The 20,931-nt window shown below is 40.7% G+C and carries 15 protein-coding genes; 5 read left to right on the forward strand and 10 right to left on the reverse strand.

What is annotated here, in order from left to right; translation table 11 throughout:
* Positions 1–145: 145 nt before the first annotated feature.
* From fre to KK487_RS00560, 4 genes are all read right to left on the reverse strand, one after another.
* On the reverse strand, positions 146–859 hold the full coding sequence (gene fre / locus KK487_RS00545) for an NAD(P)H-flavin reductase (RefSeq protein WP_013463738.1): 714 nt from the start codon (positions 857–859) through the stop codon (positions 146–148).
* Between the two features lie 86 nt (positions 860–945).
* Complete coding sequence (gene ubiD / locus KK487_RS00550; protein ID WP_013463739.1) at positions 946–2,412, reverse strand: 4-hydroxy-3-polyprenylbenzoate decarboxylase; 1,467 nt, start codon at positions 2,410–2,412, stop codon at positions 946–948.
* A 71-nt stretch (positions 2,413–2,483) separates the two neighbouring features.
* On the reverse strand, positions 2,484–4,514 hold the full coding sequence (locus tag KK487_RS00555) for a methyl-accepting chemotaxis protein (RefSeq protein WP_036957146.1): 2,031 nt from the start codon (positions 4,512–4,514) through the stop codon (positions 2,484–2,486).
* A 67-nt stretch (positions 4,515–4,581) separates the two neighbouring features.
* Entirely contained in the window at positions 4,582–4,860 is a 279-nt protein-coding gene (locus tag KK487_RS00560) for an MliC family protein (protein WP_013463741.1), read from the reverse strand.
* 122 nt (positions 4,861–4,982) lie between these two features.
* On the opposite strand from KK487_RS00560, the gene KK487_RS00565 reads away from it, so the two are divergent.
* Positions 4,983–5,903: a DUF808 domain-containing protein gene (locus tag KK487_RS00565; protein ID WP_036957149.1), complete on the forward strand. Its 921-nt coding sequence runs from the start codon at positions 4,983–4,985 to the stop codon at positions 5,901–5,903.
* A 15-nt stretch (positions 5,904–5,918) separates the two neighbouring features.
* On the opposite strand, the gene KK487_RS00570 is transcribed toward KK487_RS00565, so the two are convergent.
* From KK487_RS00570 to KK487_RS00580, 3 genes are all read right to left on the reverse strand, one after another.
* Complete coding sequence (locus KK487_RS00570) at positions 5,919–6,860, reverse strand: tetratricopeptide repeat protein (RefSeq protein WP_036957151.1); 942 nt, start codon at positions 6,858–6,860, stop codon at positions 5,919–5,921.
* 86 nt (positions 6,861–6,946) lie between these two features.
* Positions 6,947–8,350, reverse strand: a complete 1,404-nt coding sequence (locus KK487_RS00575) for a M20/M25/M40 family metallo-hydrolase (protein WP_138764494.1) — start codon at positions 8,348–8,350, stop codon at positions 6,947–6,949.
* Between the two features lie 157 nt (positions 8,351–8,507).
* Complete coding sequence (locus KK487_RS00580; protein ID WP_036957154.1) at positions 8,508–10,583, reverse strand: TonB-dependent siderophore receptor; 2,076 nt, start codon at positions 10,581–10,583, stop codon at positions 8,508–8,510.
* 194 nt (positions 10,584–10,777) lie between these two features.
* Here KK487_RS00580 and dbpA point away from each other — a divergent pair, with 194 nt between their 5' ends.
* The gene (gene dbpA / locus KK487_RS00585) at positions 10,778–12,166 is read left to right on the forward strand and encodes an ATP-dependent RNA helicase DbpA (RefSeq protein WP_024601994.1); all 1,389 of its coding nucleotides are present in this window, start codon (positions 10,778–10,780) and stop codon (positions 12,164–12,166) included.
* A 9-nt stretch (positions 12,167–12,175) separates the two neighbouring features.
* Here the strand turns inward: dbpA and KK487_RS00590 are convergent, their stop codons facing one another.
* Positions 12,176–12,757, reverse strand: a complete 582-nt coding sequence (locus KK487_RS00590) for a DNA-J related domain-containing protein (protein WP_036957155.1) — start codon at positions 12,755–12,757, stop codon at positions 12,176–12,178.
* A gap of 170 nt (positions 12,758–12,927) precedes the next feature.
* On the opposite strand from KK487_RS00590, the gene KK487_RS00595 reads away from it, so the two are divergent.
* A complete protein-coding gene (locus tag KK487_RS00595) occupies positions 12,928–15,750 on the forward strand; it encodes a tetratricopeptide repeat protein (protein WP_128583783.1) in 2,823 nt (940 codons plus the stop codon).
* A gap of 79 nt (positions 15,751–15,829) precedes the next feature.
* Here KK487_RS00595 and rho read toward each other — a convergent pair whose 3' ends face one another.
* Entirely contained in the window at positions 15,830–17,089 is a 1,260-nt protein-coding gene (rho, locus tag KK487_RS00600; protein WP_013463749.1) for a transcription termination factor Rho, read from the reverse strand.
* A 188-nt stretch (positions 17,090–17,277) separates the two neighbouring features.
* Positions 17,278–17,604 (reverse strand): thioredoxin TrxA, encoded by a 327-nt coding sequence (trxA, locus tag KK487_RS00605; RefSeq protein ID WP_013463750.1) that lies wholly within the window; start codon positions 17,602–17,604, stop codon positions 17,278–17,280.
* A gap of 91 nt (positions 17,605–17,695) precedes the next feature.
* Between trxA and rhlB the strand changes: the two genes are divergently transcribed.
* Both rhlB and gppA read left to right on the forward strand, forming a co-directional pair.
* Positions 17,696–18,973, forward strand: a complete 1,278-nt coding sequence (rhlB, locus tag KK487_RS00610; RefSeq protein ID WP_010392673.1) for an ATP-dependent RNA helicase RhlB — start codon at positions 17,696–17,698, stop codon at positions 18,971–18,973.
* Between the two features lie 45 nt (positions 18,974–19,018).
* Positions 19,019–20,512, forward strand: coding sequence for a guanosine-5'-triphosphate,3'-diphosphate diphosphatase (gene gppA, locus KK487_RS00615; RefSeq protein ID WP_036957158.1), 1,494 nt, complete (start codon positions 19,019–19,021; stop codon positions 20,510–20,512).
* Positions 20,513–20,931: the final 419 nt, after the last annotated feature.

The raw sequence follows: 20,931 nt of genomic DNA on the forward strand, positions 1-20,931 counted from the left end.
TGTTCTATACAAAGTATGGTTTATAGATTGGATTTTAGGAAATTGTTTATGTTGATGAGTTTAATAGGTAATAACAATCATCGCAGCGGTAATGGCGGGCAATAAAAACAATTAAGGCACCCTAAGGTGCCTTATGCATTTTCTGTTATTTTATAAAAGCAAATGCATCCGCGTACATGTTTTCGCGAATGGCACCGTGGCTAATAAAGTCATCGCGCACTATGCCTATCATGTCAAAACGACCTGCCATGTAAATATCGTAAGGTTCAAGCGAGATGATATCGTCCATTACCGCTTTATGCACATAACCAGTATGGCCAGTCCAGCTGTCAGTAGGATTTTCTACCACAGGAATAAATTCGAAGTGCTTATGACTATCTGCCCAAGCTTTCATTTCGCTGTGTGCATACAGCGCAGACTCTTCTTTAACACCCCAATAAAATAGCACTGGGCGCTGACAATTTATTTCAGCAAGGTGATCGGCCATTGATTTTGCGTAAGAGAAGCCTGTGCCGCCAGCAAGTAAAATAATGGGGCGCTCGCACTGCAAACGTAGTTGAGAAACACCTAAGCCCGCTTCAATAGTCACTGTTTGATTATTATTGTGGGCACTACGAAGGTGCTCTAGCGATTGCATAGCATATGAGTCAGCAACTGAAGCACCAATATGTAATTCTAAAGCATCCGTTTGTGAAGGACGGCTTGCAATTGAAAACGCACGTTTATCTTTTTCACCTAAAACCAATTGTAAATATTGGCCAGCTTCAAATGTGACGGGTTGCTGCGGCTTTAAAATAACTTTATGAACAAATTCTGTTAGTGGACTGATAGAAACAACGTCAGCGTGTAATGTTTGCATGTTTTACCTTAAATTAGCGGATACGCACTTTATTTGAGCAATAGTAGCATATCCGCAGGGTGAGTTTATAGCCTAGACCAAAGTCGTTAAAGAATACCTAGGCTATCCCAAAGTTCATCAACGCGATCTTTAGTGGCTTGATCCATAACAATAGGTTCGCCCCACTCACGGGTTGTTTCGCCAGGCCATTTGTTGGTTGCATCCATGCCCATTTTTGAACCAAGGCCAGAGACAGGCGATGCAAAGTCTAAATAGTCTATTGGCGTGTTTTCAATTAACGTGGTGTCGCGTGCAGGATCCATACGGGTGGTAATAGCCCATATTACATCGTTCCAATCTCGGGCGTTAATGTCATCATCGCAGACAATAACAAATTTAGTGTACATAAACTGTCTTAGGAATGACCAAACCCCCATCATTACGCGCTTGGCGTGCCCGGGGTATTGTTTTTTCATCGTAACCACGGCCATACGGTACGAGCAGCCCTCTGGCGGTAAATAAAAATCAACGATTTCTGGAAACTGTTTTTGTAAAATTGGCACAAATACTTCGTTTAAAGCCACCCCTAAAATAGCTGGCTCATCAGGCGGACGACCCGTAAAGGTACTGTGATAAATAGGGTCTTTACGATGAGTAATATGAGTGACTGTCATAACGGGAAAGTCATCGACTTCATTATAGTAACCCGTATGGTCGCCATAAGGGCCTTCAGGTGCCATTTCACCTGGCATAATATGCCCTTCAAGCACGATTTCTGCGCTGGCCGGTACTTGTAAATCATTCGAAATAGACTTAACCACTTCCGTTTTACTGCCACGCAATAAACCGGCAAAAGCATATTCGCTTAATGTATCGGGGACCGGTGTAACCGCCCCTAAAATTGTGGCAGGATCAGCCCCTAATGCCACTGATACCGGATACGGCTCACCAGGGTGTTCTTTGCACCACTCTTGAAAATCAAGCGCGCCACCACGATGAGATAACCAACGCATAATAATTTTATTTTTGCCAAGTAACTGCTGACGATAAATCCCTAAATTTTGACGCTTTTTATAAGGCCCTTTGGTAACGGTTAAACCCCAAGTAATTAAAGGCGCAGCATCACCAGGCCAGCAATGCTGAATAGGAAGCTTGGTTAAATCAACATCGTCACCTTGTAAAATAACTTGTTGGCAAGGCGCTTTTTTTACTTCTTTGGCTGGCATATTAAGGACTTGCTTAAATACCGGAATTTGTCCAAGGGCTTCTTTAATGCCTTTTGGTGGCTCTGGCTCTTTTAAAAATGCCAATAACTTACCAACTTCACGTAATTCACTGACATCTTCTTGGCCCATGCCCATTGCTACACGCTTAGGTGTACCAAATAAGTTAGCTAGAACAGGCATGTCATACCCTTTCGGGTTTTCAAATAATAAAGCGGGGCCTTTAGCACGCAGTGTGCGATCGGCAATTTCGGTCATCTCAAGATACGGGTCGATTTCTTGGCTGATGCGTTTTAATTCGCCTCGTTTTTCAAGTAAATCGATAAAATCGCGTAGATCTTTGTATTTCATTGTGGGCCGTTACTTAGCAAAAAGTTAAAAGTATTATACCCAGTTCATGCAAGCCAAGTCATTACTTGCACTTAAAACTTAAAGCGCTCTACCGCACCTTTTAAAGAGTGTGCAAGTTGGTTAACATCTTCACTTTCGCTTGCTAGGGTCGTCGCATTGTCGGCATTTAAGGTGGCATGATCGGTTACCTTAGCCATTATTTGTTGGATATCAGTGCTGTTTGCAAGTTGTTCATGCGATGCATGGGCAATGTCTTTGCTCATTGCATTGACCGATACTAACGTGCTTTTGATACGCTCAACGGCTGCATTTAGTTCAGTACTGTTTTCAACACAATGTTTGGCTTGTTGTTGACCATCATTTATTTCAGCTTGGGTAGACTGAGTATGTTGTTGTAGTGTGTTGATCATGGTGGTTATTTCGCTAGTGGAGCTTTGTGTTCGTGCTGCGAGCGAACGCACTTCATCGGCCACTACGGCAAATCCTCGACCATGTTCACCGGCTCTTGCTGCTTCAATGGCCGCATTAAGCGCTAGCAAATTGGTTTGCTCTGCAATACTGCTAATCGTATCAACAATAGCGCCAATCAGTTTGGTGTATTGTGCAAGCTCTTCGGTGCTGCTAACTGCTTTATCTAGGCGGCTTAAAAGAGATTCAATACTTTGGCTATTGTTGTTTGCAATGTCATTGACATCATTTGCAAACTGCGAGGCATTCGTTATTTCATTTGAGGTACTCTGCGCTTGTTCGTAAACGGCTTGTGAGCTTTGTAGCATACGTTGCGCTAATGAGGTTGCTTGTGCGCTGCGTTCCAGCTGTTGCTTAGCAACGATGGTCATTTGTTGCCCTTTTTCACTGGTTTGAATGGCTGAATTATCGAGTTCGTAGGCGTCGTTACTGATCCCTTTTATTAGGTGAGTTAAATCATCACAAAGCTTATTGGTATTATGCAGTAGGGTACCAAATTCGTCTTTACTTAGAGGATTACTACGCTGTGAAAAGTCACCTGAGGCTATACGTGCGAGTTCTTTATTCACCTTTTTAAGTGGTTTTAGCATGGCGTTAGTAGTAAACACTGAAATAATAACCAGCAAAACAATTAAAACAAAAGCAATAATAATAGCTAAGCTAGAGCCGGTATTGATTGCTGACTTAGCGCTCTCTTGCAGGGAGTCAAAGCGCGTGTCTGCAAGTTTATTAAGCTCAATTAGCTGATTTTCTATAATGATAAAGGCATGTTGAAAACTTTCAAACCGCTGATCAACCTTGTCTTTGCTATTGAGTACAGTGTTCTGCAATGCATACAGCCCATCAGGATTATTTAATAGGCTGCTTAAATCGTTAAACGCCGCTATTAACTCATTGGCGTTGAGCTTATTTGCAATAGGAGAGGCTTGTTGCTCTAAATAACTAAGATTAGATTGAATATTATCGAGTAAAAAAGAAGTGTCCTGTTGGTGGGCATTGATATCTTCAGAGGTGGTTACTTGCCCAATGCCTTTGACATTATTGTTTAGAGTAAATAATAAATCATCAATTCGAGTCGCTGTGCCAAAAACTGCATTTAAAAGCGATTGCTGGTTGCCCGCTACGTTTATAAGCTCTATATCAAGTAATTGGTTACTCAGATCGCGAAGCTGTTCATTAAAGGTAACTGTCAGTGCTGCGGCGGTACTTTGCGCCTTAAAGCGTTGCTCTTTTGCTGCAAGCATGTCGTTGCTTATAGTGTTTAGTTTAGTGAAGTCATTATGAATAGTAACAAGTAATGTTTGCATACTTTGTTGCTTTGCAACTTGTGCTTTTAGCGTCTCTAATTTATTAAAAAACTGTGTTTGCTCTGCGTGTGCTTGCTTTTTATTTTGCAGTAGTAAATCAAGTTTAGTTTGGCTGTAAGCAATGGCGTTAAATTTAGTAATTGAAAGTAGCGATAAACGCAGGTCTTTACTCGCTTGCTGTACCGGAACCGCTAACGTTTCTATGCGCGAGTTAGTGGTACTGATTTGATGGAGTGACCAGTAAAAAAATATGCAGCTGGTGAGCATTAACAGGCCAATAGCTGAAAAGGCTAAAATTATTTTATGTTTTATAGCGATAGAATGCATAACTTTATCAACAGTATTAAGACTTTTGTTAGTGTAGCAAGTTTTTTAATATGTTGTTAGTTAGTGGTTAATTGCTTGTGCATTGATATTTTTTACCGTTAATTATTAGCATAGCTTGCTCGCCCTTACTCCAAAACAGTACCTTGGTATTAATATATTTGCTACCAGAGGCACTCACCTCATGAGTTAATAAATAATCATGCTTATTAAAGCGGAGCGTCGCCTGTTTGTTGCTAATAATATCTAGCTGTGCAGCGGTGTTATCGCACATGTAGTTTGTTGTAATGGGTTGCTCATTGCATGCAACCAGGGCTATTAAAGCAATAGTAATGGCGTAGTGTTTCATTAGGCTGTGTTTTACTTATTTAGTCGCTTGGTTAATTAAGAGCTTAGCAAAGCTAAATTAACCGTTGGTGAAAATAAGGCTTTACGTTATGTTTAAGCTCTTATTTTTAGCTAGGGAATATCATGGCTGGCACTAACCTCTTAACATTACTTGATGATATAACGACCTTACTTGATGATATTGCGACCATGAGTAAAGTTGCGACTAAAAAAACGGCAGGCGTACTAGGAGATGACTTGGCGCTCAATGCGCAGCAAGTTACAGGGGTCACTGCCGATAGAGAGCTGCCGGTAGTATGGGCGGTGGCAAAAGGGTCGTTTTTAAATAAAGCGATATTAGTCCCTGCTGCGTTATTAATTAGTGTGTGGTTGCCTTGGCTAATTACGCCACTTTTGATGATGGGTGGTTTATTTTTATGTTTTGAAGGCGCTGAAAAAGTATTTGCTCGCTTTTTACCTCACCATGAGGAAACGATAGATGATGATGAAAAGTTAGATTTAGTTGAATATGAAAGGCAAAAAGTAAAAGGTGCTATTCGTACTGACTTTATTCTGTCTGCTGAAATTATTGTAATTACCTTAGGGACTGTGGCTGGGGCTACGTTAATGAATCAAGCACTGGTGCTAAGTGTTATTGCCATCATCATGACAATTGGTGTTTATGGGCTGGTAGCTGGAATTGTAAAACTTGATGATGCAGGATTGTATTTACTTAACCAATCAAAACTCTCTGCGAATAAATTTAAAGAATTACTGGGTAAAGGCCTACTTGCAGCAGCTCCCCGACTTATGCAGTTTTTAGCCTTTGCAGGTACAATCGCCATGTTTTTAGTGGGGGGTGGAATTTTAGTGCATGGTGTTGAGTTACTGCATCATACGCAGATTGATATCACACATTACGCCCAGTCAACTTTAGGTGGGGTAGGTGAGATGCTAGCCCCTTTAGTATTTGATGGCTTACTTGGTGTGGTTGCGGGTTTGGTTATTGTTATTATGCATGTAACCTATACTAAGCTCTTTAAAACCCATAATAGCGCGGCGTAATCGCGCTACTTTACATTATTCACATTGTGCACTTTTACATAATTGCTCAAGCTCGTGTTTAGCTTTGCTATTACCTTGAGCAATGGCTTTTTTGTACCAATAAATAGCTTGTGGGGCGTTTTTCTCTGTGCCTTGCCCGTCGCGATACATTTGCGCCAGATTTAGTTGCCCCCATTGAGAACCTGTTTGCGCTGCAAGAGCAAAGCTTTCTAGCGCCTCATCGTATTGCTCATCTTTGTGGTACATAATTCCTTGTTGATTATTTTTATCGAGCTTTACTCCTTTATATAAAGGTTTTGGCTGTGGCGGAAACATCACAAACCCCCCATATAAACTATTTGCATAGGGGCGCAGCACGTCGAATATAATGTCATCCTTGTATAAGCGTTTTATTTCATTACGAGGTAGGGTGATGGTTTTAGACGAAAAGTAATCTCTTTGCACTAATAAACTTGCACGCATTGCTGTGGTTATAGCACTGCTGCGCTTATAGCTGTAATTACTCACCTGAAACGTTATAAATTGCTGATCAAAGCTCAGCACTTGCGCTACTTTTAAATTAGTCAGTGTCCACGGTTCATGAGTGAATTTATCGGCCTTTACTAAATAGGTATCGTAGGCTTTGGGGTTGGTTAAATAACTTTGTTTTAGCGCCTCAGCATTAAGGTGTTTTTGGTAAAAAAATAACAATACCCACAGCAATAAAACTAACCCAATACAGTATTTGGGTAGGCTTAGCTTTTCGAACAGGGGTAACTTTTTAATGCTTGTAGGCTCACAATGTCCACATTGATAGCACTCGCGTTTATAGCTCAACTTTATCGGAAATATAGGAAGAATAGTAAAGCGCAAAAAGCGGCTTTGGTTAACTAAGTGATAGCTGTTACTTTTGCAATTAGGGCAACACTGTACTTGTGTAAAATGAGGAAAAGACTGACTGGTATTGAAAAGCAGCATGAAAATACGCTCCCTGTTTTAATTCTCTTTAAGTTAAAACAATGAGCGTATTAGTTAAAGCAGCAAACTGTAAGTAATTATGTCAGTTACTCTTTAGTGCGTGCTTTTGGCTTAATGGTCGTTTTAGCGTCGGCGGCCATTAACGCAAATACAGCATAAGCAGCGGTGTTTTGACGAAGTTTAGCGGGGGTTACTTTATCAAGGGTGTCATCCGCTGTATGGTGGTAATCAAAGTAGTCAGTACCATCTTGTGCCAGTTCAAAAATAGGCGCAGAAACTGCATTTTTAAATGGGATGAGATCGGGGCCGCCTTTAGCTTCATTTTGGCCAATGTATTCAATATTTAATGGCGCAAGCTCTTTGGCAATCGCGCGCACTACTGGCAGTGAAGCTGCGTTTACATTTGATTCAAAGCCATAAACTACATCAGCACCAAAGTCAGACTCTGCAGCAGCCACAATGTTATTAAGCTCATTTTTATGCTTTGCAAAATACGCTTTTGCGCCCCAAAGGCCGAGTTCTTCAGCTGCAAAAAGCACAACGCGAATACTGCGCTTAGGACGTTTTACATCACTAATATGCTTTGCTGCTGCCATGGTTAAGGCAACGCCAGCGCCATCATCCAGAGCGCCAGTACCTAAATCCCACGAATCTAAGTGCCCACCAATAAGTACATATTGCTCAGGGTTTTCAGTACCATTAAATTGGCCAATGACGTTATAACCAGTGCCCTCGCCTAGGTTTTCGGTTTGTACATTAATATTAACCGACACGTCTTTGTTTAATGTGACTAATCGTGCTATTTGGTCAGCATCAGGATTGGCAATAGTCACGTTAGGTATTTTAGTTACCCCTTCTTTATAATAGCTACCGCCGGTATGTGCAAAGCGATGGTGGCCAGTGCTAACTGAGCGCATCATATAGGCAACGGCGCCTTTTTTAGCTGCTTCAATTGCTCCGGTAGCACGGGCTTTTACCGCGGGGCCATAACCATTGCCGTCAATATCACGGTTCATACGGTAATTAATATAAGCAATTTTACCTTTTAAGCTATTCGCCGGTGCAGCTTTTAATTCGTCAAGGGTTTCGAATAAGACGACAGGTGCACTGATCCCCTCTTTGGGTGTACTAATGCTGTTACCCAGTGCTGTTAAATGCAGAGGTTGCTCGCTTGGAGTGAGTATTTTTCCGCTTTCGCTATAGCGACGCCATTCAGGGAAGGTTGCTTCTTCTAACCAGACTTTATCAAAGCCCAATTCATCAAACTTTGCTTTTGCCCAAGCAACGGCTTTCTTATCGTTTTCGGTGCCTGGTAGGCGCGGGCCTATTTCAGTGGTGAGTGATTCTAGTAATTGATAGCTTAAATCACTTTTAAGGGCGGTGGTGCGCACCTCATCTACTTGTTGTAGCTGTTTTGTAGTGAATTCACTGTTGTTGGCGCTTACCGTCATGCTGGTGGTAAATAGGAGTGCTGTGAGCAATTGTTTCATATTCAGAGAGCCTTTGTAATGATTAACACCATTAAAGCATGTAACAAACAGGATAAAAAATAGATGAGATGAGTAGGCTATTCAGTGGGTTCAAAAGTCAGTTCAAAAAAAAGCCCACCTCAAATTGAGGTGGGCTATGGGTTTTTAAAGTTTGTATTTAAAAGCTAAATTGCGCTGCTAAACGCACGTTTGTGCCTTCACCTACCGTCACGTTATTTAATCCACCACCGGCTAGGTAGTTTTTATCGAATAAGTTTTCAATGTTTAAACGCAGGTTAATATCTGTATTACTTACCTTAAGTGCGTATGTTGCGCCAACATCAACACGGGTATATCCCTGTTTTGTTACTGTATTGGCATTATCGGCAAAACGTTCACCTTCATAAAAAGCGCCGGCATTAAAAGCAATGGCGTCGTTGAGTTCATAACGGGTCCAAAGTGAGGCTGACCACTTTGGCGCATCGGTTGGGCGCTTACCTTCTAATTCTTCATCTCGTTCATAGTTAGCATCTAAATACATGGTTGATGCCATAACAAATAAACGATCGGTAGCAGCACCTTGTGCAGAAAGTTCAAAGCCTTTATGGCGTTGTTCACCTGCTTGCGTGGTTATACTGGTTATATCACCAATAGGGTTAATCAGATTTTCGCTCACTAAGGTGCCTGTTTTACTAATATCAAATAGGGCGCCGCTAAGCATTAATCGATCATCAAACAGTTGCCATTTAACCCCAACTTCTCGTTGCTCAGAGGTAATGGCATCGAGTTTCATGCCATTATTAACATCATTTTCATTTTCTAATGTTTCGTTTTGCGGCTCAAATCCTTCCGAGTAACTTGCGTATACGGTTGCTGATGCATTTGGATGGTAAAGTACGCCGACCTTAGGTACGAACGATTCGTTATTGCTGTTTTCTTTACTTTGTTTATCGTAACGACCACCCAGTGATAGTTGCCATTTAGGCGAGAACGAAATCAAATCTTGAATATAAATCCCGTAGTAATCGTAGGCAGATGAGCTAATAGTATCATCTGATTTGTAACTTATATTAGGGCGATTAGGCTCATTTTGACCGGCAGAAAAATTAATTGCATCAGCAGATGTGCGTAATTGGCCGTAGTAATAATCCAGTGAATTAGCGCCTATTAATAATTGATGATGCACACCCACGGTTTCAAATTCGCCAATAAAGTCGATAAAAGCAGTTTTAAATTGCCAATCATCAAAGCGATCGTAAGGGCGTGACTGATAACTATCGCCTTCGATAAAGTCACTTGGCTTACGTGGTGCTGACTCAAAACGCTGGCGCTCAAATGTTTGTTCATTGTAGCCAAGTTTTACTTGCCAGTTATCGGCTAAAAATACATTAAAATCAATGCCCATGTTTTCAACGGTGATGTCGGTAAAGGCCCAAGACATGTCACGAATTGTTTTATCGTTACCAATGATATTAGCATCATTATCGATCCAAGCCCCCGTATCCAGACCTGCTTCGTCATCGGTACGGTCATAGTGAACACGTACTAAGGCATTATCGCTAATATCGTAATCAACCACTAATGCACCTAAAAAACGATCGCGTTCGCGGTTATCACCGTTTTGATACTCACGCCAATATTCAACATCTTGTTTTACTAATACGCCACGGGCACGTAAATCTTCAGCTTCAGTCAATGCGCCGCCAGCATCAAGCATAAAGCGAGTTGAGCCATGTTGATCGACATCGGCACTGGCATTAAATAACGTTTGTGCGGTTGGCTTTTTGGTCACCATATTTACTAAGCCGCCAGGGCCCGATTGGCCGTACAAAATACTCGATGGTCCTTTAATTACTTCAACTTGCTCTAAAATTTCAATGGGTTGTTGATAGTGCGACCAATGCTGGTGGCCATCACGCAGGTAGCCGGTTGATGAACTTAACTCAAAACCACGTAAGTTAAATACTTCACGATTACGTTGCTTAGATCCTGGCGTTAAACTCGCATCGTTACTTAGTACTTCACCTAAGGTGGTTGCTAGTTGCTCATTTACAATTGTATCTGTAATAACAGTGACTGATTGTGCGGTATCGAGTAATGAGGTTGAGGTTCTCATTGCCCCACTGGCATTATCTACTCTGTAGTCGTTGAAGTAACTGCCTTTTACTTCAATGCGCTCTATATTTGCGGTGTTAGCGAATACATTTGCAGAGGTACTGGCTAAAAGTGCGATAAAAAGTGGGTTAAGTTTCATTAGTAGCTTCCGGCTTAGAGTTATTAGAATAGTAAAACGCCGCAGATCTTAATGAAAATAACTATCATTTGCAATATCTTTATTTGCACTTTTTATCGTGCGTTGTTAATGGTTGCTAATTGTTAAATCTGCTATTATTAGCCGCATATTTATTGAGACTTTTCTCAAGTTATTTTTTTGCTATGGAATTTACTGTGACTGCAACTGCTTTTTCATCGTTGGCCTTACCTTCTGGGTTAGTTGATAATTTATCAACACTCGGCTACACCCAAATGACTCCTGTACAGGCACAAAGCCTGCCTCCTGTTTTAAGTGGTAAAGATATTATTGCCCAAGCTAAAACAGGCTCAGGTAAAACAGCGGCATTTAGTCTAGGCGTTTTAGCCAAGCTGAATGTTAAACGCTTTCGTATTCAGTCGTTAGTGCTGTGCCCAACCCGTGAGCTTGCAGAGCAGGTAGCGGTTGAAATGCGCAAATTAGCACGCGGTATTCATAATATTAAAATTTTAACTTTGTGTGGCGGGGTATCAATTGGTCCTCAAATTGGCTCACTTGAACATGGTGCGCATATTATTGTAGGTACACCAGGGCGAGTTGACGACCATATTCGTAAAGGTACATTGCGCTTAGATGATGTTGAAACGCTGGTACTTGATGAAGCTGACCAAATGCTTGATATGGGTTTTCAAGACACCCTCGATGCCATAATTGAGTGTATTCCAACAAATCGTCAAACATTGTTATTTAGCGCGACTTTTCCAAAATCAATAGAAGCCATTGCAAAGCGTGTTCTGAGCAACCCTGAAATGATTAAAGTAGAAGAGCAGCAAGAAAAAAGCACTATCAAGCAATACTTCTATAAAATGGATAATAATAAGCAACGTTATCCAACCCTTAAATTACTATTACTTAAATTTACCCCACAAAGTTGTGTGGTGTTTTGTAATACCAAGGTAGAAACACAGCAAGTATGTGATGATTTAGCCGATGAAGGCTTCAGCGCCGTTGCATTGCATGGCGATTTAGAGCAGCGTGACCGTGAGCGTACACTGATTCATTTTGCCAATAAGAGTGCGTCTATTTTAGTGGCAACCGATGTAGCAGCACGCGGCTTAGATATTGATGATATGGACATGGTAATTAACTATCACTTAGCGCATGATCCACAAACGCATGTTCACCGTGTAGGGCGTACCGGGCGAGCGGGCAAAAAAGGCATTGCGTGTTCTATTTACGGTGATGCTGAGCAATTTAAAGTAGCGCAAATTGGTGACCACTATGAGCGTGATTTTACCCCTGAGCCAATGCCATCTTATAACCTATTAGATAAGCCTCCATACAAACCTGAAATGGTGACATTGATGATAGATGCAGGCAAAAAGCAAAAAGTGCGTGCCGGCGACATTTTAGGCGCATTAACAGGTAAAGATGGTATAGCAGGGCGCCAAGTGGGTAAAATTAATGTACTTGATAACGTGGCTTTTGTCGCGGTAGAGCGTAACTCATCTAAACCCGCGTTACGTAAATTAACCGAAGGCAATATTAAAGGGCGTAAAATCCGTGCTCGTCGCCTGACGCGCTAGTTTTACGTTTTAAGATGAGCAGCTCGCCTTGAGTTGCTCATATTCCATTTTTAATTGTTTAAACACTTCATTATCACCCCCTTGTTTGTCTGGATGATGCTGAACGGCTAGTTGTCGCCAACGCTTTTGTAATGTTTTTAAGGTAATTGGTTGTACTAATTGCCAGCGAGCGATTAATTGCTGATGTTGCTGAGCACTTAAAGGCGCTTCATGTTGTTTAGGCTTACTGAAACGTTGCCAAAAGCTATCTAATAATGCGTTAATTTCTGCTGTTGATGTTTCAAAGTTTTGCCAGTTTAAGTAGTAGTCACGCAGCGGATCGTTTGGGTGAAGTTGGTTTTGGCGAGGGTCGCTCACCAGTTCAATGTGTAAACTTTTAATCAGTAGCTGCTGTTTTGGCATGACTTGCTGCTGTAGCTGATAAAGTGCATTCATAATTAAAAAATTACGTTTAAATAAATCACGCTCGGGATCAGCGGCTAAGGTATCAAGTAACCCACGTTCTTTTAGTTCCGATGCTAAAGTATGAACCATCCACACTTTATTATTGATTAATAGTTCAAAAATCTCATCTATCAGTGGGTTAAGCATTGTTTACAATCTATTAATTGGTGTATCTTGAACAAATTATCATACACCTAAGTAACATTAAACCCCAAGGAGTGGGCGTGAATGCCTGTTTTATATTGGTCTAAATTAGATGTTTACATATTGTTTGGGTGTCATTTTATTATGGCTAGCAAGGATTAAAGGATATTTTTATGCTGACTCGGTTAAAGCGCATCTGCTTTATTGGTCTTTTGGTTGTACTGAGTGGTGCATCAAACGACGCTTTATCCAATGAGCAGACAAGTTTGTTTGAGCAGTTCGATCTTGAGCAAACATGGACTAAAAAGCACCGCCTTGCAACAGACATATTAGCTAACCCTGATCTTCCAAATTTACAACGCGTGACCATTTACAGTGACTTAGCGGAGCTGGCGTTTACACAGAGTGATTTAGCTAATGCACTAAAGTATTTTAAATTACTAGAGGCGAATAGCACCCTCAAAGAACAGCCAAAACTTTATTTTCGTGCAATTAAAATGCAAGGCGTGGTGCTTTATTATCAAGGGTTAGTGCAACAAGCGGTCGTTGATTATAATCGCGCGTTAAACATTGCCATTACCCTTAAAAGCCCGATTAAACAGGCTAACTTACTCAGTAATATTGGGCTCGCTTACTTTGATATGTATAACATGGAGCTAGCCCTCGACTATTATCAGCAAGCCAAAGTCATTTATGAAAAAGAGGGGAGCGCACAAGATAAAGCCGATATATTACATAATATCGCCGGTATTTATATTCGTCTCTCTCGGTATGAGTCCGCGCTTGAGATGTATCGTGAGGTTTTAAAAGTTTTTCAAGAGCTTGGTGATGACGATGGGGTTGCGCAGGTATACGGTAACATGGGTGTGGCGTACACTGAATCGAGGCAGTACCAGTTAGCGTTGCATTACAACCAATTAGCTTTGCGCTACTATCAAAGTGTTAATAACGCCTTTCAGCTTTCGACTAAGCACACCAATTTAGCCACAATTAATCTTAAATTAAATAAATTTGATGTCGCGTTATATCATGCTAATGCAGGGCAACAGTTTGCACTTGAGGCTGATAATAAGTCGTTACTAGCGGCTGCCTTACACGTGTTATCGACTGTTCAATTTGTGCAAGGCGATACAGAAAATGCCAAAGAAACCTCAGAGCGTTCAATTACGCTTGCCAAAGAGTATAATAATGGCATGCGCATAAAAGATGGTTTGGGGGTTGAAGCGCTGATCCATGCTAGCTTAGGGGATTATGAAAAAGCGTTAAATTTGCATCAACAGTATGTTGATTATCAGCGCAGTGTTAATACCGAAGAAGCCTCAAAAGCGGTCAGTCAATTTCAAATTCAGTTTGAATCAAATCAGCTAAACCAAGAAATTAAACAATTAAAACAGCAACAATACTTACAAGAATTACAAATAGCTAAACGTTCACAGCTGACGTTCTTATTGGTGATTGTTGCCATATTGATTTTAATTACAGTAATTGCTGTTTATAAACGCCGAACAGAAAAACAAGCGAAGTTAAAGCTGAGTGAGCAAGTTGAACAGCGCACCAAAGAGCTGCAAAGTGTGGCGCAAGAACTGCGTGAAGCTAACGAGGTTAAAAGCCAGTTTTTAGCGAATATAAGCCATGAAATTAGAACGCCATTAACCGCTATTTTGGCGCAAACTGACGATCTTATTAGTGGTCAGTATAAGGCTGAGCAATTACAAGATGAGCTTAGGGTAATACAACGACAAAGTGAGCATTTAAGAAGCCTGATTAATGATGTGCTTGATTTAAGTAAAATCGAAGCAAACAGGCTAGAACTTAACATTAGCTGTTTTGATATGGTGCAATTGATCAACGATGTTCATGCTATGTTTTCTCCACAAACTAAAGCGAAAGGCTTGTCACTGATATTAGAGAGTCAGTTAGGTGATACCTATTTTACGCGGCTAGATTTAACTCGAGTAAAACAAATACTTATTAATTTATGCGCCAATGCCATTAAGTTTACTCATAAGGGGCACGTAACAATTGCTGTTAGCAAAACGGATCAAGGGCTGCTCTTTTGTATTCAAGATACCGGAATTGGTATGAGCTCCTCACAGCTTAAGCTTATTTTTGAATGCTTTAGTCAAGCAGATAACAGCATTAGCCGACGTTTTGGCGGTACCGGTTTGGGCTTGAGTTTGTCGCAGCAGTTAGCAGCGATGATGGGTGGCTATATTAGCGTGCAGAGTGAGTTTAAAAAGGGCAGTGAGTTTTCGTTCTATTTGCCTTGTATACAAGTTGAAGAGCAAGTTTGCCACGATGATATGCAGGCTAAATCGGCTGCAGGGCATAGGTTGTTATCCGGTAAGGTGGTGCTTGCTGAGGATCACAGTGATAACCGCAAACTGATCAGTCGTTATTTACACTCCCTAGGACTTGAAGTGATTGCCGTTGAAAATGGTGAGCAAGCCGTAGAGCAAAGTTTAAAACTGTATCCGGATTTGGTGCTTTTAGATATTCAAATGCCCGTTATGGATGGTATTTCTGCGTTTGAACTACTCAAACAATGTGGCTATGAGCAGCCTATTTTAGCGTTAACGGCCAATGCCATGAGCCACGAGATTGACCACTACTTATCACTTGGTTTTAGCGATTATTTAGCAAAACCAATAGACAAAGAATCTTTTTACACTGTTTTAGCTAAATACTTAAGCTCAGCAAATGAGGATTCATCGACAGAAAGTATCCATGTAGATATGAGTGATTTAGTAGCGAGTTTTAAACAAAGCCTGATTACAGAAAGTGAGCTAATTGAACAGCATTTTAAAGTTGGAGATTATAAATCGCTGCAAAAAGATAGCCACCGAGTTTTAGGTGCGGCACAAATGTTTGAGTTTAAAGAAATAGCATTAGTGGCAAAAGCACTAGATGATGAATTACTTCAGTCACAAATTAACACTCAAAAGTTAACAACATTAGTAAATGACTTGCTGGTACTGCTTAAGCAATACGGATAAGCTGATTTACTCTAAAAATAAAAAAGACACCATCTGGTGTCTTTTTTATTTAAAAACGTTTATTTAACCAGCGTTCAGATTACTGACGTTTCATCGAATCAAAAAACTCATCGTTGGTTTTACTCATCGATAGTTTATCGATTAAAAATTCCATGGCATCAATTTCTGACATGTCATGGACTATCTTACGTAAAATCCACAGCTTTTGGAGCTCATCAGGCTTAGTAAGTAATTCTTCACGACGCGTACCAGAACGGTTAAAGTCGATAGCTGGGAATACACGTTTTTCCGCAATTTTACGGTTAAGGTGTAGTTCCATGTTACCCGTACCCTTAAACTCTTCGTAGATAACTTCATCCATTTTAGAGCCGGTATCAATAAGCGCAGTCGCAATAATTGTTAAGCTACCGCCTTCTTCAACGTTACGTGCAGCACCAAAGAAACGTTTAGGCTTATGTAATGCATTAGCATCAACACCACCGGTCAATACTTTACCTGATGATGGAATAACGGTGTTGTAAGCACGTGCTAAACGTGTGATTGAATCAAGTAAAATCACCACGTCTTTTTTGTGCTCAACTAAGCGCTTTGCTTTTTCGATAACCATTTCAGCAACCTGTACATGGCGAGATGCTGGTTCATCGAATGTTGATGCAATAACTTCACCTTTTACTAGGCGTTGCATCTCAGTCACTTCTTCCGGACGTTCATCAATAAGTAAAACCATTAATGTAACATCAGGGTGGTTATGTGTGATTGATTGCGCAATATTTTGTAGCAACATGGTTTTACCCGCTTTTGGCGGTGCTACTAATAAACCACGTTGGCCGCGGCCAATGGGTGACGCTAAATCAAGAACTCGTGCGGTAATATCTTCTTTACTGCCGTTACCACGTTCCATACGAAAACGTTCGTTTGCATGTAGTGGTGTCAGGTTTTCAAAAAGTATTTTAGTGCGAGAGTTTTCAGGTTTATCAAAATTAACTTCGTTTACTTTAAGTAAAGCAAAGTAACGCTCACCATCTTTCGGCGGACGAATAAGACCTGAAATAGAGTCGCCAGTACGCATACTAAAACGGCGAATTTGGCTTGGAGATACATAAATATCATCTGGGCCAGCTAAGTAAGAAGCTTCTGATGATCTTAAAAAGCCAAAACCATCTTGCAAAATTTCTAATACACCACCGCCGAAGATATTCTCTCCGCCTTTGGCATGGGATTTAAGAATAGCAAAAATAATGTCTTGCTTTCTTAAGCGGGCTACGTTTTCGAGCCCCATGGACTCAGCTAAGTTTACAAGCTCTTTTATAGACTTGTCTTTTAATTCGCGTAAATGCATATTGGTGGGTTCTTTATTACAGTTGTCATACTCAAAATCGCTTTATTAGATCGTTGAGTGAGGTTTGTTGAATATAACTAAGGATTAGTTGGCTTTATAAACTAGCAGGTCATTACTGCAGCGTCCAGTACTTCTGTAAAATAAATAATAAAAAAAGGGCTGAGCGCCCTTTTTTTATAAATTTACACTTAGATGTTGTTTTCTAAAAACTCAACTAATTGTGTTTTTGATAGTGCGCCTACTTTAGTTGCAGCCACTTGACCATCTTTGAAAAGTAGTAGTGTAGGAATACCACGAATACCAAATTTAGGTGGAGTACCTGCGTTTTGGTCAATGTTTAATTTAGTAATCGTTACACGGCCATCAAATTCCTCAGCAACTTCGCTTAGAATTGGGGCGATCATTTTACACGGTCCGCACCATTCAGCCCAAAAGTCTACTAGTACAGGTTTGTCTGATTGTAATACGTCAGCTTCAAAGCTATCGTCGGTAATTTGGATTATTTTCTCGCTCATTGCGCTCTCCGGTTTAGTTAGGCGAAATATTTAGTGCGTATTTAAACACTCTTGTTTCTTATTGCAAGTTTAAACGTTATGCTTAAACGCTATGACTAAGACACATTTGACCGATAAAAAGTTTTCAGACTTTGCTATTGCACCGGAAGTGGTTGCCGGGTTAACCGAAAGTGGGTTTGAATATTGCACACCCATTCAAGCTAAATGCCTACCGTTTATTTGTGAAGGGCGCGATATTGCGGGCCAAGCACAAACAGGTACAGGCAAAACGTTGGCGTTTTTAACCGCCACATGCCACCGGTTATTACAATCTAGCAAAGCACCTAGTAAACATCCAAGAGCCCTGATCATGGCCCCAACTCGGGAGCTTGCGATTCAGATACACAAAGATGCAAAAATTTTAGCGCCGCACTGTAATCTTAACTTAGGTTTAGTATATGGTGGCGAAGATTACGAAAAACAACGTGCACAACTAGAAAAAGGCGTTGATATTTTAATTGGTACTACAGGTCGCCTAATAGATCTGTACAAGCAAGGCTGTTACACCCTTAATGAAATTGAGGTAGTCGTGCTAGATGAAGCCGATCGTATGTTCGATTTAGGCTTTATTAAAGATATCCGTTATATGTTCCGTCGTATGCCGGATACATCAGAACGTTTAAACTTATTATTCTCTGCCACACTGTCGTATCGTGTACAAGAGCTTGCATTTGAACACATGACAAACCCAGAGCATGTGCAAATAGAACCCGATGTAAAAACGGGTAAGCGTATTCAAGAAGAGCTATTTCATCCTTCACAAGAAGATAAAATTAAGCTGTTGTTAACCTTGATTGAAGAAGAATGGCCTGAGAAAGCCATTGTTTTTGCAAATACCAAACACAGCTGTGAAACTGTGTATGCATGGTTAAAAGCAGATGGACATCGAGTGGGTATGCTCACCGGTGATGTAAACCAAAAGAAACGTCAATCAATACTCGCGCAATTTAGTAAAGGCGAGCTAGACTTTTTAGTGGCTACCGATGTTGCTGCGCGTGGTTTACATATTCCAGAAGTAAGTCATGTATTTAACTTTGACTTACCTGATGATTGCGAAGATTACGTTCACCGTATTGGTCGTACAGCTCGTGCAGGCGCTTCGGGTCATGCAATTAGCTTTGCGTGTGAGCAGTATGCTTATAACCTTCATGAAATTGAAGAGTACATCGAGCACAGCATCCCTTTATCGCATTACGATAAAAGTGCATTGCTAGATGATTTGACTAAGCCGACTATTCACAGAAAACGTAATTTTTCTACCGGTCCACGTAATCGTAGTAATAACAACGGACGTCGCCCAAATAATGGTTACCAAAAAGGACGGTCTTAACCGACCGTTAGTTTGATAGTATTCGTAACTAGAGGTTTTTGAACGGTGGGGCAACTTAAACCGCAAAAAAATGTATATGCAGTCATTGATTTGGGCTCAAATAGCTTTCATATGCTTATTGCCAAATCAGTGGCGGGTGGCTTGCAAACAATAGGTCGCGTCAAACGCAAAGTAAGACTCGCCGCTGGGCTTGATGATAATAATCTATTGAGCTTAGAGGCTATGCAACGAGGCTGGGAGTGTTTGGCCTTGTTTGCGGAACGTTTGCAAGATATTCCCAAGAAAAACATCACCATTGTTGCCACTGCAACACTTCGTTTAGCAACCAACGCCGACGACTTTAAATTACATGCTGAAAAAATATTAGGCCATAAAGTTAATGTTATTAGTGGTGAGCTAGAAGCGCGAACTATTTACAAAGGAGTTGCGCACACTTCTTCATGTGCGGGCAAACAGCTAGTTATTGATATTGGTGGTGCGAGTACTGAAGTGGTGATTGGTCAAGGCTTTGAAGCACGTCACTATAAAAGCCTTAATATAGGGTGTGTTACTTACCTTGAACGCTACTTTAAAGATTGCCAGTTAAATGAAGCAAACTTTAATACTGCTATTAATGCCGCGCGTACTGTTATTGATGAAATAGCACCTGAGTATAAAACGGCTGGTTGGCAACTTGCCTCTGGTGCGTCAGGGACCGTACAAGCTATTCAAGAAATCATGGTGGCACAAAATTTAAATGAAATGCTCACCCTTGAAAAGCTATACACCATTAAACAACAATCTATTGCTTATGAGACTATAGCTGAACTCGACTTGCCAGGGTTAAGTGAAGAGCGACGTTTAGTGTTTGTATCTGGGCTGGCTATCTTAATTGCACTGTTTGAGTCACTAGAAATAGAACAAATGGGATTGGCTGGTGGCGCGCTTCGTGAAGGTGTTTTATATAGCATGCTACCGGAACTGCATAATAACGACATTCGTCAACGTACTATTGATGGTTTTATGAATCGTTATCATGTGGATCAAAAGCAAGCATCGCGAGTATCCGGCTTAGCTTTACAATTAGCTAGCGAGGTTAATCACTATTGGCCGATAGAAGCATTAAGTGGATTACCGCTTTTAAATGCGGTGGCGCAACTTCATGAGATTGGTTTATTAATAGAGTACAAGCAATACCACAAACATACCGCTTACATTTTAGAAAATACCGATATGCCAGGTTTTTCGCAATCAGAACACAAAGTGATCGTTGCGATTGCCAACAGCCATCGTTCAGACCTTCAAAAAGGATGTTTAGATCATTTAGGTGCGCACAGTAACGTTGCAACGTATATCGTTCGACTATTACGTGTTGCCGTTATTTTATCTATGCGCCGCCAAGATGATGTCTTGCCTAACTTTAAGATAACAGCTGAAAATGAAGAGTTAGCTATTCAATTTGAAAACGATTGGTTAAAAAACCACCCATTAATGGCAAGTGAGCTAAATCAAGAGATTAAGTATCAGAAAAAATGTGGTTGGAAACTTAAAGTAAACTAGTTAAACCGCTCTTTACCACAGTTTTTAGTGGTTAAAATGAGCGTTTAGTTGTAATTTTGTTCGAACAGTCATTTATTTCAAGTTTTCTTCAAAAAAGGGTTGATCTGTTTTCGGATCTCCCTATAATGCGACCCCACTGAGACGGGGAACGCCAACGCATAGCGAGGCACTCACTACTCAGTGAGTTGAGTAAAACTTAGTTTCGAAAACTTTCAAGTTTAACAAAATTAAGTGTTGACAAAAAAATAGGAAAGCGTAATATGCGCAGCCCTAGCGAGATAAAGTTAAACGCTTTAATCGCAACGTTCTTTAACAATATAAAGCAATCATCTGTGTGGGCACTCGTACAGATTGAGTTCTAACAGCCAAGCTACTTCGTTCTTTATTGAGCAAGTAACGAGGCAAACAAATTTAGAGTC

Origin of the sequence: Pseudoalteromonas sp. SiA1, assembly GCF_018732205.1 — a bacterium.
Classification (GTDB): Bacteria; Pseudomonadota; Gammaproteobacteria; order Enterobacterales; family Alteromonadaceae; genus Pseudoalteromonas; species Pseudoalteromonas tetraodonis.